The organism is Paraburkholderia sp. D1E, assembly GCF_052682275.1.
In genome coordinates this window covers 1,013,057-1,027,102 of record NZ_JBQYMB010000001.1, presented here as the reverse complement: position 1 = coordinate 1,027,102, position 14,046 = coordinate 1,013,057, and the positions used below count along the sequence as shown (strand labels likewise).

16 protein-coding genes are annotated in these 14,046 nt (G+C 59.7%); 9 read left to right on the top strand and 7 right to left on the bottom strand.

Translation table 11 applies throughout. The features are described from left to right. Nucleotides 1-14: 14 nt before the first annotated feature. The 5 genes from ACUN0E_RS04850 to alc are packed head-to-tail and all read left to right on the top strand — an operon-like array spanning nt 15 to nt 3,889. A complete protein-coding gene (locus ACUN0E_RS04850) occupies nt 15-698 on the top strand; it encodes an amino acid ABC transporter permease (protein WP_408196685.1) in 684 nt (227 codons plus the stop codon). After that, a complete protein-coding gene (locus ACUN0E_RS04845; protein WP_408305922.1) occupies nt 695-1,369 on the top strand; it encodes an amino acid ABC transporter permease in 675 nt (224 codons plus the stop codon). The genes ACUN0E_RS04850 and ACUN0E_RS04845 overlap by 4 nt, the downstream gene beginning before the upstream one ends. 5 nt (nt 1,370-1,374) lie before the next feature. After that, nucleotides 1,375-2,178: an amino acid ABC transporter ATP-binding protein gene (locus tag ACUN0E_RS04840; protein ID WP_408196449.1), complete on the top strand. Its 804-nt coding sequence runs from the start codon at nt 1,375-1,377 to the stop codon at nt 2,176-2,178. Further along, the gene (locus ACUN0E_RS04835; protein ID WP_445565814.1) at nt 2,175-2,843 is read left to right on the top strand and encodes a DUF1989 domain-containing protein; all 669 of its coding nucleotides are present in this window, start codon (nt 2,175-2,177) and stop codon (nt 2,841-2,843) included. The genes ACUN0E_RS04840 and ACUN0E_RS04835 overlap by 4 nt, the downstream gene beginning before the upstream one ends. 41 nt (nt 2,844-2,884) lie before the next feature. Then, nucleotides 2,885-3,889, top strand: coding sequence for an allantoicase (alc, locus tag ACUN0E_RS04830; protein WP_445570384.1), 1,005 nt, complete (start codon nt 2,885-2,887; stop codon nt 3,887-3,889). A gap of 435 nt (nt 3,890-4,324) precedes the next feature. Here the strand turns inward: alc and ACUN0E_RS04825 are convergent, their stop codons facing one another. Then, nucleotides 4,325-4,774 carry an ester cyclase gene (locus ACUN0E_RS04825; protein ID WP_172315108.1) on the bottom strand — a complete coding sequence of 150 codons (450 nt, stop codon included), beginning with the start codon at nt 4,772-4,774 and terminating at the stop codon, nt 4,325-4,327. 381 nt (nt 4,775-5,155) lie between these two features. On the opposite strand from ACUN0E_RS04825, the gene ACUN0E_RS04820 reads away from it, so the two are divergent. Next, a complete protein-coding gene (locus tag ACUN0E_RS04820) occupies nt 5,156-5,344 on the top strand; it encodes a hypothetical protein (RefSeq protein ID WP_445565813.1) in 189 nt (62 codons plus the stop codon). Nucleotides 5,345-5,528: 184 nt separating this feature from the next. Continuing rightward, on the top strand, nt 5,529-6,959 hold the full coding sequence (locus ACUN0E_RS04815) for an IS1182 family transposase (RefSeq protein ID WP_445565184.1): 1,431 nt from the start codon (nt 5,529-5,531) through the stop codon (nt 6,957-6,959). A gap of 389 nt (nt 6,960-7,348) precedes the next feature. On the opposite strand, the gene ACUN0E_RS04810 is transcribed toward ACUN0E_RS04815, so the two are convergent. The 5 genes from ACUN0E_RS04810 to ACUN0E_RS04790 form a co-directional block, all read right to left on the bottom strand. Further along, nucleotides 7,349-7,924: a helix-turn-helix domain-containing protein gene (locus ACUN0E_RS04810; RefSeq protein WP_445570383.1), complete on the bottom strand. Its 576-nt coding sequence runs from the start codon at nt 7,922-7,924 to the stop codon at nt 7,349-7,351. Beyond that, complete coding sequence (locus tag ACUN0E_RS04805; protein ID WP_445570382.1) at nt 7,861-8,049, bottom strand: hypothetical protein; 189 nt, start codon at nt 8,047-8,049, stop codon at nt 7,861-7,863. The genes ACUN0E_RS04810 and ACUN0E_RS04805 overlap by 64 nt, the downstream gene beginning before the upstream one ends. 113 nt (nt 8,050-8,162) lie before the next feature. Continuing rightward, nucleotides 8,163-8,792 carry an NAD(P)-dependent oxidoreductase gene (locus tag ACUN0E_RS04800; RefSeq protein ID WP_097395506.1) on the bottom strand — a complete coding sequence of 210 codons (630 nt, stop codon included), beginning with the start codon at nt 8,790-8,792 and terminating at the stop codon, nt 8,163-8,165. A gap of 140 nt (nt 8,793-8,932) precedes the next feature. Further along, nucleotides 8,933-9,805 carry an NmrA family NAD(P)-binding protein gene (locus ACUN0E_RS04795; RefSeq protein ID WP_445565812.1) on the bottom strand — a complete coding sequence of 291 codons (873 nt, stop codon included), beginning with the start codon at nt 9,803-9,805 and terminating at the stop codon, nt 8,933-8,935. 44 nt (nt 9,806-9,849) lie between these two features. Beyond that, entirely contained in the window at nt 9,850-10,245 is a 396-nt protein-coding gene (locus tag ACUN0E_RS04790) for a DoxX family protein (protein ID WP_445565811.1), read from the bottom strand. 117 nt (nt 10,246-10,362) lie between these two features. On the opposite strand from ACUN0E_RS04790, the gene ACUN0E_RS04785 reads away from it, so the two are divergent. Beyond that, complete coding sequence (locus tag ACUN0E_RS04785; protein ID WP_445565810.1) at nt 10,363-11,268, top strand: LysR family transcriptional regulator; 906 nt, start codon at nt 10,363-10,365, stop codon at nt 11,266-11,268. Between the two features lie 331 nt (nt 11,269-11,599). Here the strand turns inward: ACUN0E_RS04785 and ACUN0E_RS04780 are convergent, their stop codons facing one another. Beyond that, a complete protein-coding gene (locus tag ACUN0E_RS04780) occupies nt 11,600-12,394 on the bottom strand; it encodes an SDR family NAD(P)-dependent oxidoreductase (protein ID WP_445565809.1) in 795 nt (264 codons plus the stop codon). Nucleotides 12,395-12,581: 187 nt separating this feature from the next. Between ACUN0E_RS04780 and ACUN0E_RS04775 the strand changes: the two genes are divergently transcribed. Continuing rightward, complete coding sequence (locus tag ACUN0E_RS04775) at nt 12,582-14,000, top strand: ISNCY family transposase (protein WP_445565808.1); 1,419 nt, start codon at nt 12,582-12,584, stop codon at nt 13,998-14,000. The last annotated feature ends 46 nt before the right edge of the window (nt 14,001-14,046 follow it).

The following is a 14,046-nucleotide window of genomic DNA, read 5'->3' as shown; positions in this document are numbered from 1 at the left end:
GGGAATCCGCCGTGATGGGCTTTGACCCGCAAGTGATCCACAGCCTGCCGACACTCATCGACGGCTGGCTGCTGACCGTGGAACTGACGCTGTTCGGCGCAACCGGCAGTCTCGTGTTCGGTCATCTCGCGCTCGCGATGCAACTTACGCGCGTTGCGCCGTTGCGCTGGGCCGCGCGACTCTATATCAGCTTCATGCGTGGCACACCCGCCCTCGTGCAACTGTTCGTGCTGTTCTTCGCGTTGCCGCTGATCGGGCTGGGCGGCCGTCCGATGCTGGCCGCCGCGCTCACGCTCGGCCTGAATAGCGGCGCCTACACGGCTGAGATCCTGCGAGGCAATCTGCGGGTGATCACGCCTGGTCAATACGAAGCCGCGATTGCGCTCGGTATGGCGCCGTGGCGCATCGCGTTGAGGATCGCGCTCCCACAGATGCTGAAGGCCAGTCTGCCCGCACTCATCAACGAATTCACGATCCTGTTGAAAACCACGCCGCTCGCATCGGTCGTCGCCGTCACCGAACTAACGTATGCGGGACAGATGGTGATCGCGCGAACCTACACGTCGACGCAAGTGATGCTGCTGGTCAGCGCGGGCTATCTGGCGGTCGCGTTGCCGGTCATCTATGCCGCGCGCCGCGCACAGCGTTCGCCGCGCGTGCCAGGCGTCGAGCAGGTTGCGACCGGAGTTGCGCGATGACCTTCGATCTCGGCGTTCTGTCCGGCTACTGGCCGGAGCTTGCAGCAGGACTCGGCAGCACGGTCTGGTTGTGTGCGGCCGGCGCAGTTATGTCGGGCGTGCTCGGCGTGCTGCTGACGGTCGGCCAGCGACGTGGCGGTCCGTGGCTGGCCGCGGTGATTCGCGGCTACACGGCATTGACGCTCGGCTTGCCGCTGCTCGTGCTGCTGTATGTCATGTTCTTCGTATTGCCGGATTTCGGCGTGCTGCTGCCCGCGCCGCTGGTCGGCACGGTCACGCTCGCGGTCTATTACGGCCCGTACGTCGCAGAAGTGATTCAGGCTGCTGTTGCCGCCGTGCCTGCTGGAACCGTCGAAGCAGGCGTCGCGATCGGCATGTCGCCGGTTGCGATCGCGCGCCGCATCATCGCGCCGCAAGCGCTGCCGCTGCTGCTGCCAACGCTGACGGGTCTGCTGATCGGCCTCGTCAAAGATTCCGCGTTGCTATCGGTGATCTCTGTGCACGAATTCATGTTCGCTGCGAAGGCCGTCGTGTCAGACACGTACGCGCCCCTCGAAGTCTATTTCGTCGTCGCGATGGTCTACTGGGCCGCGACATCCGTCATCCACTTTTCGACCCGTCATTGGGAGCGCCGTCTCGGTCGCGCCCATCGGGTCGCCCGGCCCCGGTGATCAGCATGAACCTATCCGACAGCACGCCCCCCGTAACGTTGAAGGCGAGCGGTATCGTCAAGTCGTTCGGCGCGAACCGCATCCTCGATGGCGTCGACCTAACCGTAGCGCGCGGCGAAACGGTCTGCGTATTGGGTCCTTCGGGCTCTGGAAAATCGACGCTGCTGCGCTGCCTGAACTGGCTTTCACCGCCCGACGAAGGCGCCATCTGGATCGGCGACCAGCGGATCGGCCTGCGCGAGAACCCGAACGGCGCGACCAGCCCGCGTCCTGAGCGCGAGATACGCGCGCAGCGCAGCCGCATCGGCATGGTGTTTCAGAGTTTCAATCTGTGGCCGCATATGACGGCGCTCGAAAACGTGATGGAAGGACTGCTGTCGGTCAAACGGATGAACCGTCTCGCCGCCACTGATCTCGCGGTCGAAGCGCTGCGCCAGGTCGGCCTGGGCGGCAAGCACACGTCGATGCCCGCGAACCTGTCGGGCGGTCAGCAGCAGCGTGTCGGCATTGCCCGTACGCTCGCGATGGCGCCGGAAGTCATCCTGTTCGACGAACCGACCAGCGCGCTCGATCCCGAACTGGTCGGCGAAGTCCTGGCCGTGATGCGCGGACTCGCCGCGAACGATACGACGATGATCGTCGTCACGCACGAAATCGGCTTTGCGCGCGATGTCGCGGATCGCGTGATTTTTATGGACGGTGGACGCATCGTCGAACAGGGTCCGCCAGCGCAAGTTCTCGATACACCCTCGTCGCCGCGACTCCAGCAATTTCTCTATCGTTTTACCCCGGAAAATTCACGCTCATGAGCTATACAGATCACCCTACAGTAACCATTCCCGCCGGCCACGGCAAGGCAGTCCGACTGAAAGCGGGGCAGGTCGTGCGCGTCATCAATACCCATGGTACGCAAGTCGTGGACTGCTGGGCCTGGAACGCGTACGACCTGAACGAATACATGTGCATGGAGACCACGCGCGTGTGGAACCAGCGGCTCAATCCGGTGGTTGGAGACAGCTTTGTGACCAACCAGCGTAATCCGGTGCTGACCGTCGTGGAAGACACGACGCCCGGCGTCCATGACACCTTCATGGCGGCCTGCGATCGCAAACGCTATGAACTGCTCGGCGTGCGCGGCTATCACCGCAACTGTTGCGACAACATGTTTGAAGGGATGTTCGAACTCGGCGTGACGCCGCCGCGCCAGAACCTCGCTTCGTTCAATATCTTCATGAATATCCGCGTGCAACCGGACGGCATTACGCTGCATACGTTGCCTACCGTGACGAAGCCTGGTGAGTACATCACGCTGCGCGCTGAGATGGATTGCTTCGTTGCGTTTTCTGCGTGTCCACAGGACATCGTCAAAATTCAGGGGCAAGGCGACAACATGCCGAAACCGGTTGACATCGCCGTGCTCGACGACTTTTCATCCGATCTGCAAGGCACGCAATCGTGGGTTCCGGACGCCTGAGCGTTCATCATTTCAACAATCTCGGACAGACGCTCACACACATGGCGATTCCCACTTTCGACCCGAACGCGCCTGCCTTTACGCGCACGGGCATCAACCTCGCGGACCCGCGTCTGGGCGCACATGCTGTGCTTACCAGCGATGATTTTTTCGCGCCGATGGCTCGCATGCTGGATCCGGAGCCGGCCGTGTTCATTCCCGGCAAATACGATGACAACGGCAAATGGATGGACGGCTGGGAATCGCGTCGCAAGCGCGTGACCGGCCACGATTTCTGTATCGTCAAGCTGGGCACGGCGGGTGAGCTGATGGGCGTCGATATCGACACGAGCCATTTCACCGGCAACTTTCCTCCGGCGGCATCGATAGACGCATGCCGCTCGGATGACGACATTCCGCCCGCCGGCGCGCAATGGACCGAAGTGCTGCCCGCGGTGGCGCTGAGCGGCAACGCGCATCACTTTCGCGCAATCGAAGCGGCCGAGGGCGCGGTTTACACCCACGTACGCCTGAATATCTATCCGGACGGCGGTATCGCGCGATTGCGCGTGTTCGGCCGGCCGCGCCGCGAACTCGCGCCTGACGCCGAACTCGATCTCGCGTCAGCGACGAACGGCGCGCGGATCGTCGCGGCAAACAACCAACATTACGGCCTTGCGTCAAATCTGCTTTTGCCCACGCGCGCGGCCAACATGGGCGAAGGCTGGGAAACCCGCCGACGTCGCGAACCGGGCTGTGACTGGTGCATCGTCGAACTTGCGGTGCCAGGTGAAATCAGCAGGATCGATGTCGACACTGCGCATTTCAAAGGCAATTTCGCGGACCGTTGCTCGCTGCAAGGCGCATTCGTCACGGCAGGCACCGACGAATCGCTCATCACCCAATCGATGTTCTGGTCCGTGTTGCTCGACGAGCAGAAGCTGGCAATGGACTGCGTGCATTCGTTCACGCCTGAACAGATCATGCCGGTTACCCATGTGCGCTTCAATATTCTGCCGGACGGAGGGGTGTCGCGACTTTGCCTGATCGGGCGCGCAGTGGGTTGATCCACACCGCCTGCCCGATTTGATCGTAACAGGCCCTCCTGCTTCGAAGACTACATTGCCCTTGGAATTGCTTAAACAGGGCTAGTCCCCGCGGAGGTTGCCCGTTACCACGCAACGTGCCGTTGCGTGGTCGCTCCAACCGATGTTGCCCTGGATATAAGATTGCGACGAGGCGTAACCCTTGATAGCTCCGCACGAACGTCTCTTATTGAGGAAGCTGAATGTCTCCTCAAGGTCGAACTGAGCCAATCGCATCAGGCAGAGTCCGGCCAGGAAGCGACAATCAACCTTGTCGCTTCGAACGTCCCCTCTTTGCCGCGAAGCTGACCTTCACGGTTAGCGCCATGTCCATAGAACAGGCCAGTCCACCCGGCCCGTTATGGCGTTAGATACGCACAGCATTGCTGAAAAACTGCGGAAGCGCTGTGCCTTCGATCACGCTGCCTTGAGCAGTCCAAGTTGTTGCAGCGCCGTCACGCCGTCGTCCAGCCCGATTTCTTCGACGATCTTGCCACCATTGAGTCGTAGCACGGTCGTGCCAGTGAAGCGCATTTTCCGTCCGGTCGCGGCCGGCAACGATCCAATGAGGAAATCGCTGAATGCCGGACCGGTATGTGTGCCTCCACCCTCCCAACGGCCGACTACATAGTCCCCCTCGGCGATGAGATCAGCGGCGCCCCAGAAGTTGAGGTCCGGAAACGCTCGGCGGAAATCGGTCATGAATGCCTTGATGTCCTCGCGGCCACGGCGCGCCTCGTGCAGCGAGTATTGAAGAAGCATGTCAGGAGCAGCAAGTTCGTCGACGATGTCGAGGTTGCATGTCTTGCCCCAGAAATCGGTGAACCAGCGGCCCACGACGGCCTTGTTGTCATCTTCCCTGGACATGGTGAATTCCTCATTGACTGTGGTTGAAAGAGGGAAGCGCAATCGTCTCCCTCTGTCTGAACAATATTGGCGTCAGCAGTCAGCCGCCCCCCGTTTCTTGCTGCAATACTCGATAAACCGACACGCGGCTTGTGGTGACGATGGCCACTACGCGCGTCGTTCGTAAGCGACGGCGCCAGGGGGGGCGAGATGAAATAGACAGCAAGAATCGGAGTGCCTGTGCTGATCCGCGGCCATAACCTGTCCATGCGATCGCACAGTAACCGAGGCTGGCGGACGAAGGACGGTGCGCTCGAACCACATACATCTTGCGGGCGCCCGGAGTGCCAATTCCGTCATCGGCGTAGCGCTCGCCTTTCCCTCATTAAAAGGAGTTCGACCATGTTGCCATTTCTCTCGTTTCATGCGCTCGCAGCACAACGCGGCGATGGACTGCGCCCTGAACTTCTAGCCTTATTTGAACGCCATGCCCGATCAGAGACTGGTCTCGTTGCCATCATCGAACCTGTCGAAACTGAGTCTCTTTCCCAGGTCGCAGACGCCGTCTCCAATGGTCCTGTGAAGGAGTGACGGGCCGATGAGGCGTCGGCGAACGTCTCATACTCCCGCTGGAGCGGACAGTAGAGCACGAGTTCTGAGCGACTCGAACGGGTCGAGCTGAGCCGGTCGTCATCCGGCTCAGTGCGGCCCAGACTGTGTCAAAACGCATTTTGGCGCGTTAAAATTTACCATCCGATAGCAAGGGTTGAGCAACATGAAACGGTTCGTTCAAGGCGACAATCGTACACAAAGCTCTCTGCTCCCTGAAGCGCTCGATGACTACGTGACGGACACAAATCCCGTGCGCGTAGTTGATGTCTTTGTCGATGAGCTTGATCTTCATAAGTTTGGGTTTGAAGGAGTCCAACCAGCGTTGACTGGTCGGCCGTCGTATCACCCCGAGGTGATGCTCAAGATCTATATCTACGGTTACCTGAACCGTATTCAGTCGAGCCGCCGCCTTGAACGCGAGGCCCAGCGCAACGTCGAACTGATGTGGCTCACGGGCCGCCTGGCACCGGACTTCAAGACCATTGCGCGGTTCCGTAAAGACAACGGCAAAGCGATCCGTAGCGTCTGCCGTCAGTTCGTCGTGCTGTGCCAGCGTCTGGACCTCTTCGCCGAAGCGATTGTTGCGATTGACGGCAGCAAGTTCAAGGCGGTGAACCACCGCGACCGTAACTTCACGAGCGCGAAGCTTGAACGACGCATGCGCGACATCGAGTCAAGTATCGCTCGCTATCTCGAGGCAATGGACACAGCGGATCGTCAGGAGCCGGCAATCGCGAAGGTCAGGACGGAGCGACTGCAAGACAAGATTGCGGCCTTGAAGGAGCAGATGCGAAGCCTCAAAGAGATCGAGGTGCGACTGAACGCGACACCTGACAAACAGGTTTCGCTTACCGACCCGGACGCGCGTTCGATGAAGACGCGTGGGACCGGCGTTGTCGGCTACAACGTCCAGACGGCAGTGGATACGAAACACCATTTGATCGTCGCGCACGAGGTGACTAACAACGGCATTGACCGTGATCAACTGACGTCGATGGCGAAGCTTGCCCGAACGGAAATGGGTGTAGGCAAACTCACTGCGATCGCGGATCGAGGCTACTACAAGAGCGAAGAGATACTTGCATGCCATGAAGCTGGCATCACCGTATTCGTGGCAAAGACGGTGACATCAACCGCCACGGCGCATGGCCGTTTCAGCAGGGATGATTTTATTTACAACCCGGAAACGAACGAATATCGGTGTCCGGCCGGTGAGCGGCTCATCTGGCGATGCTGGACAGTAGAGCGTGCTCTGAAGCTGGGCAAGTATTGGAGTTCGAATTGCCAGCAGTGCTCGTTAAAAGAGAAATGCACGCCGGGCACTGAGCGGCGTATGACCCGCTGGGAGCACGAGACCCTTGTTGAAGAAATGCAGGCGCGACTTGATCATGCTCCTGAGATAATGCGGACCCGGCGGCAGACAGTCGAGCATCCCTTCGGCACGATCAAAGCATGGATGGGGGCCACTCATTTCCTCACGCGGACCATCGAACGAGTGAGCACTGAAATGAGCTTGCACGTGCTGGCGTACAACATGAAGCGAGTGATCCGGTTACTCGGTTCGGAAACGCTTATAACGGCAATGCGGGCGTGATGCCCGCATGGGGTTGTTGAACCTTTGCAACTGTTCGCCGGGTTTCGTTCGGCTTGTCGCAATCGAAAAGCTGCAACGTCCGATGAGGCCGGTTTCGTTATTTCTTGTGGCCGCCCGTTTTGACACAGTCTGGGCCACTTACGGACGTTCAACGCTGGCCCCTAGATTGTCGACAATCGTCGCTCCGCAACTTTGCTGGAAAACACGCAAGTTGCCTATTGGACGCGGACCGCGAACGCACCCTAATCATTATGCGCGCTGAGTGTAGCTTAGCGAACGGCGATTATTCTTCGATCGGGTTGCGCAGCGTTGCGATTCAAGGTCACGGAATCGTTGGCTCCCAGGCGATCGCACTAAATTGGTGGCTTGCGATTACTCTGTTTCAACATTTAAAGTAGGTTCGGCGTCCCGACCCAGATCGCAAACGCCTCCGTGGATCGGTTATTCAACCATCCTTGGGGCAGCGTCGATTGGTAATGCGCACTGTCCCCTGTTTTGAGCACAAATGTCTTGCCCTCAAGAGTCAACGAAATTTCACCCGAAGTGACGTAAAGAAACTCTTCTTCTGCGCTGGTTGGCATATCGGCAGGTCCGCTCTGATAGGGCGGGAATCTCACAAGGACGGCCTCAAGCCGCCGGCCTCCAGACTTATGCGTAAGTCTGGCGAACGAGTTTGCGGTATCCGCGAACTCGAAGAAACTCAGTTCCTCACCCCGACACACAAATTTCTGTTCGCTTGGAGCGTCAACAAAGTATTGCACGGCAACACCAAGCGCGTCGGCAATGCCTTTCAACGAGGCAATCGAGGGCATGGCCAAGCCGCGCTCTATCTGTGACAGGAAAGGTTTCGAAATCCCTGCAGCCCTTGCCGTACAGTCAAGAGTGAGCTTTAGCCGCTGTCTCAGCGCGCGGATCTTGCCGCCGAATTGCGCGGATGGAATATTTTTTTTCGTTTCGGTGAACATAAAAATGAAGTGGCCTTCGAGGCCCATGGTTCCTTCTTGGCCTTCTCCAGTGTTTCCGGGTTGGCGCCCGTGGCGATCACCGTGGCCCCTTCTGTCTGGAATCGTTTCGCGATCGCCGCCCCCATCCCGGTTGTGCCTCCCGAGATGAGCGCAATCTTGCCTTCTAATCTGTTCGTTCGTGACCTCTTGTATGCCTGACTACTAGGTGGTTGAAGAACGTGATCCACGAGACCCGTCCTCACCATAGGAGTACGGGTGTCTGTTTCAACCACGTATCCTTCGCCAATTGCTCCACCACGAACTGAGCGACATCCGCGCGTGCGACCTTGCCGCCGTAGACGTCGGCGAGGTCAACGATGGCCCTGACGCTTCCGCGAGCTGGGTCGTTGGTGAGCATCGCGGGCCGGACTAAGACCCAATCGAGTGAGCTGGTGCGAATCGCGGCTTCCTGGCGCCCCTTGTCTTTGTAGGCATGGCGAAGCAGCAAGGGCTGGAACAGCCGGTCGAACACGAAGCCGCCGTGGCCGCGGCTATCTCCCACCCCCAGGGCGGAGATGCAGACCAGGCGGCGGACGCCGCTGCGACTCATCGCCGGGAGCAACGCGCGTGTCGCTTCGGTCAGAACGCTGACTTCGCTGAAAGGGCTAACGCCCGTGCCCAGCGAGCTGACGACGGCATCGCAGCCTTTCAAGGCGCGCATCAGGGCGCCTTCGTCGCAGGCATCCCCCTCAATGAGGTTTGCGCCTGGGAAGTCGGGCGCGCGCGCCTTCGAGCGAACTAACGCGACTACGGAATGACCCTTCTCCAAGGCGTCGTGGACGATCAGCCGTCCGGTTCCGCCCGTTGCTCCCAAAACAAGAACCTTCATAGTCGATCTCGATAGTTGTTGGTATGAACGCCGCATTTCATATGGAAATGGGCTCTTTTGGTTGCTCTGCCAGAATCACGATGGGGTACGAATATCCGGAGTAGATTTCCCGAGTCGTATCCCATCGCTAATCCGCTGACCTATTCTGTAGCGGCCTTCAAGGCCGCCGCGAAGACATCGCGGGCAGACGTCGCGCCCGGGACGTGTTCCGTACCCTCGACGCCGAGGTCCATCCATCCTGAGTTGACGGCGTCATACATCGCTTCGGCCGGTCCCGTCTGGCCCTTCGGAACGCCGAGCTGCTCGAACGCTGCCGGCCACCCGGCCCGCGGTACAGCAAAAGCGTTGACGTCGACCTTCAGGACCTCTCCCAATTGTGTCGCTACTTCATCCGCACTGACCATCGAACCGAGCTCGATGGCGCGATGCCCCGACCATGCCGGCCCGGTCAGAAGCGCCGCGACTTCGGCGCCGATGTCGTTGGTCGCGACCATGGTCGATTTCCGATCGGTCGGGTTGTAGTAGACGGGGAGCGTGCCACCTTGGGCAACATGCAAGCCGTAGAGGAAGTTTTCGAAAAATCCGCCGGCGCGCACATAAGCGATCGGCAATGTCAGGTCGCGAAATCCTTGCTCCAGAAGCGACAGCGCCGTGATCATCCCCAGCCCGCTGGTTCTGTTCGCCCCCATCGACGAAAGCGCAACCACTCGCGGCGGCGATGCCCTGGTGAGCGCCTCGACATAGTTTGCAATCACGCCCCTGGCTTCTTTGAAATCGGGCGAGGGCGCCCAGACAGCCGACAACATGACGAACGCGCCTTCGACGCCTTTGAGCGCGTGCTTGATGGCTGCGGAATCATTCCAATCGCCGTCTACCAGTTCCACGCCCTGGTTCGCCCAGTGAGCCGCCTTCTCGCGATTGCGGACCAGCGCGCGTACTTTCTTGCCGTGCGCCAACAGATGTTCTGCCGTTGCGCCGCCTACTTTTCCCGTGATTCCCGTTACTAAAAACATATGCTTTCTCCGGATATTGAGGGCAGAGGACTGCCCCGGTTGGCTTAACGAATGTGCGGCAGAATGGCTCGGATACGGGAGTTGCGCGCGTAGAGGCCGCCCCATGTCAACGCGCCCAGAACCAGCGAAATGATTTCTGGCGGCGATCCCAACTCACCAATGCGGACATGGGCGCAGATGGCACCTCCCAAATAGCCCGTCACCAGGATCGCGCCGAGGACGGCGGTAGCCGGGATGGCGTAAAGGATGGCGCAGGCAAGGACGATCGGACCCACGACGCGGGTAACGTCCATCGCGAACCCGGTTTCCTGCAACATGCTCGCGATCTGTGCTGGCACGAAAAGCTGAATAATCCCGTCTGCCACCAGAGCGATAACGACAAACGCGCTCATTACCCGGCCGACCCACAGGGCGCGATGCAAGGTCATAGTTTCAGTCACGTGTTGTTCTCCGATGTGGGTCTCAATTTCGAAGCTTATTGTGTTTCTAAGATATGATAAACGCCGATAAAGTGAATTAACTGTTCTCTCTGCGGGTAACAATACCGAGGCGCGAAAATGCAGAATCTCGAACCCCTCCTCATATTCGTAACGGTCGCGGAAATGGGGAGCTTCACCCGCGCGGCCGACAGCTTGGGCATCCAAAAGGGCAGGGTCTCAACGGCTATCCGGAAGCTGGAAGAAGATGTCGGTGTCAGACTCCTGCACCGGACGACGCGGAGCGTGCAGTTGACAGAGGACGGACGTGCGTTTCATGCGCGCGCCCGCGATCTGCTTGCTGAAGTCGATGACCTGCACTCGATGTTCGCAGGCGAGCACGTGGCACTTCGCGGGCGTCTACGGGTGGATCTTCCGTCCGAGGTGGCGCGCACCACGGTCATGCCAGCCTTGCCGGAGTTCATGGCGACTCATCCCGAGTTGGAGCTGGAGCTGTCGAGTACGGATCGGCAAGTCGATCTGGTTCAAGAGGGGTTCGACTGCGTGTTGCGGCTTGGACCCATACGGGACGAGACGCTGATTGCCCGCCCACTGGGCCTGTTGCGCATGGTCAACGCTGCCAGTCCCGTCTATCTGGCGCGCTATGGCGTACCTCGATCGATAGGAGATCTCCAGCGTCAGGAACATCGGGCAATTCATTTTTCGACGATGCTCGGCTCAAGACCTTATGGATGGGAATATCCGGACGGCGACAGCTACGCGACGCTTCAGTTGCCGGGTACGCTACACGTCAACAACGCGCAGACCTACGAAGCCGCTGCCCTCGCCGGCCTCGGCCTGATTCAGGCGCCACTCTTGGGGATTGGCCGATACCTGGAGAATGGAGCGCTTGTGGAGGTTATGCCCGATTCTCGTCGCCGGGCGCTCGCGGTGTCCCTCGTCGTAGCACATCGGAGCAATCTGTCGCGCCGAGTCCGCGCATTCATGAAATGGATCGAAGTTGTGCTGACGCCGTATCTGGAATGAGGGGTGGTGGATAAACATTGATCGAGAGTGCCCTAAAATTGACTGCTCCGATGCAGCCACTCGTCAGGGGCTGCATCGGGTCGAACTGAGCCGATCACCATCCGGCTGACGGCCAGGAGCGGACCATCGACCCAAGCCGAGGATCGTCGGCAATCGTGTCACCATGGACCAACCGGTCGGCGCGATTAAGGCAACTCTGGGCGGCTATTTTTGAGTGGAAATACTCGTACGATTGCAGGCACATTCAACTTGGGCAATCGTCTACTCCGGGAAGGAACCGATGGTTTGGCCCTTCCCGAGGCCGCGTTGAGCGAGTGAACATGCGGGCGCCCTATGCAATTGTCCGAACGACACCGCCGTCGACACGCAATGAAGTGCCTGTTGTCGCCGACGCCTGCTCCGAGCAGACATAGACGACCAGGTTTGCGACTTCTTCGGTTGTCGCGAAGCGATTGAGGAGCGTGGTCGGGCGATTCGTTTTCAGGAACTGCTGCTCGGCTTCCTCACGCGTAATGCCTTGCGCATCTGCGTTCGCCTGCGCCCAACCACCCATGATCTCCGAATTCGTCGGACCAGGGAGAACCGAATTAACGGTGACGCCCGTTCCGCCGACCACCTCGGCCAAGCCCCTCGCAATGGCGAGCTGAGCGGTCTTGGTCGTGGCGTAGTCGATCATGTCCTTGGGGATGGCAAGCGCGGACTCACTGCTGATGAAGACGACGCGCCCCCAGCCGCGCTTCGTCATGTTCGGCACATAGTGGCGGGAGGCGCGAATGCCGCTCATGACGTTAAGTTCGAAGAGATCGATCCACTCGCTGTCCTCAATTTCGAAGAAGGACTTCGGACGCCCAGTACCCACATTGTTGACGAGAATGTCCGCATCCGGCGCCTGCGCGAACAACTCCGCCGCGCCTTCCGGGGTCGCAAGATCTGCGATGACGCCGGTAAACTCCGTCTTTGGCAAGAGCTCGCGAAGCTCCCGAAGCGCCGTGGAGACGCGCTTCTCTGTGCGGCCGTTGATCACGACCTCGGCGCCTGCGCGCCCCAGCCCTTCTGCAATGGCTCGGCCGATACCTGCTGTAGACCCAGTAACGACGGCCTTGCGGCCAGTGAGATCAATATTCATGACACCATTCCTTCAGCTGTGGAGAGAGCTGCATTGTGAGTGATGTCAGAACCAATGATAATAGCTAAATTTTCCATAATATTAATTCCCAAGGGGAATGGTGTTACGGCAAAGCTGTAATGTCGTACCTGGGCAAAGTTGAAACGTCGCATGTCATGCTGGCTGACCATTTGAATGGGAGGCTCGCATGACGACATCCGGGACAATCACCATGACGATGTGCGAGGTTGACCGGCTCAGGACGATCCAGTCGCTGGTCGATGGCCTGCTGATGACGTGGCAGGCTGCAGAACGGCTTCATCTGAGCCGGCGCCAGGTTGAGCGGCTGACGCTGCGCTATCGCAGCCAGGGCGCGTCGGGGCTGCTGTCGCGGCATCGTGGGCACCCGAGCAACTACCAGTTGCTGGACGGTGTCGCTGAACGGGCGTTGAATCTGATCCGGGACAGTTATGCGGATTTTGGGCCAACGCTGGCGTGCGAGAAGCTGCGCGAATGTCATGGGCTGGTGCTGTCGAAGGAAACGGTGCGTCACCTGATGACGGGGGCCGGGCTGTGGATTCCACGCCGGCAGCGGCCGCCGAAGATCTACCAGCCACGGGCGCGGCGATCGTGCCTGGGCGAGCTGATCCAGATCGATGGCAGCGATCATCGCTGGTTCGAGGAGCGGGCGCCGGCGTGCACGCTGCTGGTCTATGTGGACGACGCAACCAGCCGGATCATGGCGCTGCACTTCACGGCGACCGAATCGACCTTCAGCTACTTCGAGGCGACACGGGCGTATCTGGAACTGCACGGCAAGCCGGTCGCGTTCTACAGCGACAAGGCGAGCGTATTCCGCTCGACGCAGACGGCGACCACGGGGGGCAAAGGCGTGACGCACTTTGGCCGGGCGATGTTCGAGCTGAACATTGACGGGTTGTGCGCAAATTCAAGCCAGGCGAAGGGCCGTGTTGAACGCGCGAACCTGACACTGCAGGACCGCCTCGTGAAGGAACTACGGTTACGCCAGATCGACACGCGGGAAGCGGCCAACGCTTACGCACCCCACTTCATCGCCGACTACAACACGCGCTTTGGCAAGGTACCGCGCAGCGCTTTCAACGCTCACCGGCCGCTGCGTGCAGATGAGAATCTCGACACCATCCTGACGTGGCGTGAACCGCGGCGCGTCACGCGCTCGCTGACGCTGCAGTACGACCGGGTGATCTACCTGCTTGAAGACACGGACGCCAACCGCAGGCTGGTCGGACGCTACATCGATGTGTACGAGTATCCGGACGGCCGCATCGAGATCCGTGCCGACGGCCTCGCCCTTCCCTGCACGCCTTATGACCGGCTCTCGGAGATCGATCAGGGCGCGGTCGTCGACCACAAGCGGCTGGGTCACGTGCTGCAGGTCGCGCAGCTCGTTCAGGCCGATCGCGATAACCGGCGCGCGTCAGGCTCGCCGTCACGGACCAATCAGGGGCAGGCGCCTAAGCTGAAGGAACGCAAGGCTGGGACAAAAAAGCAGCGGGAGATCACGGTTGATGATCTGAACACCGCGATTGGCAGAACGACGGTCAGCCTCCAGGATTCTGTACTCAAAACCTCGTCAAAGAGATAACAAAGGCACAACTACGACACTTCTACTTTGCTGCCACTACGACACT

What these genes read in the sequence shown, in the direction of transcription:
- ACUN0E_RS04780 (WP_445565809.1), bottom strand. Translation starts at nt 12,394, where the DNA reads ATGAATATTGATCTCACTGGCCGCAAGGCCGTCGTTACTGGGTCTACA.
- ACUN0E_RS04835 (WP_445565814.1), top strand. Translation starts at nt 2,175, where the DNA reads ATGAGCTATACAGATCACCCTACAGTAACCATTCCCGCCGGCCACGGC.
- ACUN0E_RS04810 (WP_445570383.1), bottom strand. Translation starts at nt 7,924, where the DNA reads ATGTTCACCGAAACGAAAAAAAATATTCCATCCGCGCAATTCGGCGGC.
- ACUN0E_RS04805 (WP_445570382.1), bottom strand. Translation starts at nt 8,049, where the DNA reads ATGGGGGCGGCGATCGCGAAACGATTCCAGACAGAAGGGGCCACGGTG.
- ACUN0E_RS04785 (WP_445565810.1), top strand. Translation starts at nt 10,363, where the DNA reads ATGCAGAATCTCGAACCCCTCCTCATATTCGTAACGGTCGCGGAAATG.
- ACUN0E_RS04850 (WP_408196685.1), top strand. Translation starts at nt 15, where the DNA reads ATGGGCTTTGACCCGCAAGTGATCCACAGCCTGCCGACACTCATCGAC.
- alc (WP_445570384.1), top strand. Translation starts at nt 2,885, where the DNA reads ATGGCGATTCCCACTTTCGACCCGAACGCGCCTGCCTTTACGCGCACG.
- ACUN0E_RS04795 (WP_445565812.1), bottom strand. Translation starts at nt 9,805, where the DNA reads ATGTTTTTAGTAACGGGAATCACGGGAAAAGTAGGCGGCGCAACGGCA.
- ACUN0E_RS04825 (WP_172315108.1), bottom strand. Translation starts at nt 4,774, where the DNA reads ATGTCCAGGGAAGATGACAACAAGGCCGTCGTGGGCCGCTGGTTCACC.
- ACUN0E_RS04800 (WP_097395506.1), bottom strand. Translation starts at nt 8,792, where the DNA reads ATGAAGGTTCTTGTTTTGGGAGCAACGGGCGGAACCGGACGGCTGATC.
- ACUN0E_RS04845 (WP_408305922.1), top strand. Translation starts at nt 695, where the DNA reads ATGACCTTCGATCTCGGCGTTCTGTCCGGCTACTGGCCGGAGCTTGCA.
- ACUN0E_RS04820 (WP_445565813.1), top strand. Translation starts at nt 5,156, where the DNA reads ATGTTGCCATTTCTCTCGTTTCATGCGCTCGCAGCACAACGCGGCGAT.
- ACUN0E_RS04775 (WP_445565808.1), top strand. Translation starts at nt 12,582, where the DNA reads ATGACGACATCCGGGACAATCACCATGACGATGTGCGAGGTTGACCGG.
- ACUN0E_RS04815 (WP_445565184.1), top strand. Translation starts at nt 5,529, where the DNA reads ATGAAACGGTTCGTTCAAGGCGACAATCGTACACAAAGCTCTCTGCTC.
- ACUN0E_RS04840 (WP_408196449.1), top strand. Translation starts at nt 1,375, where the DNA reads ATGAACCTATCCGACAGCACGCCCCCCGTAACGTTGAAGGCGAGCGGT.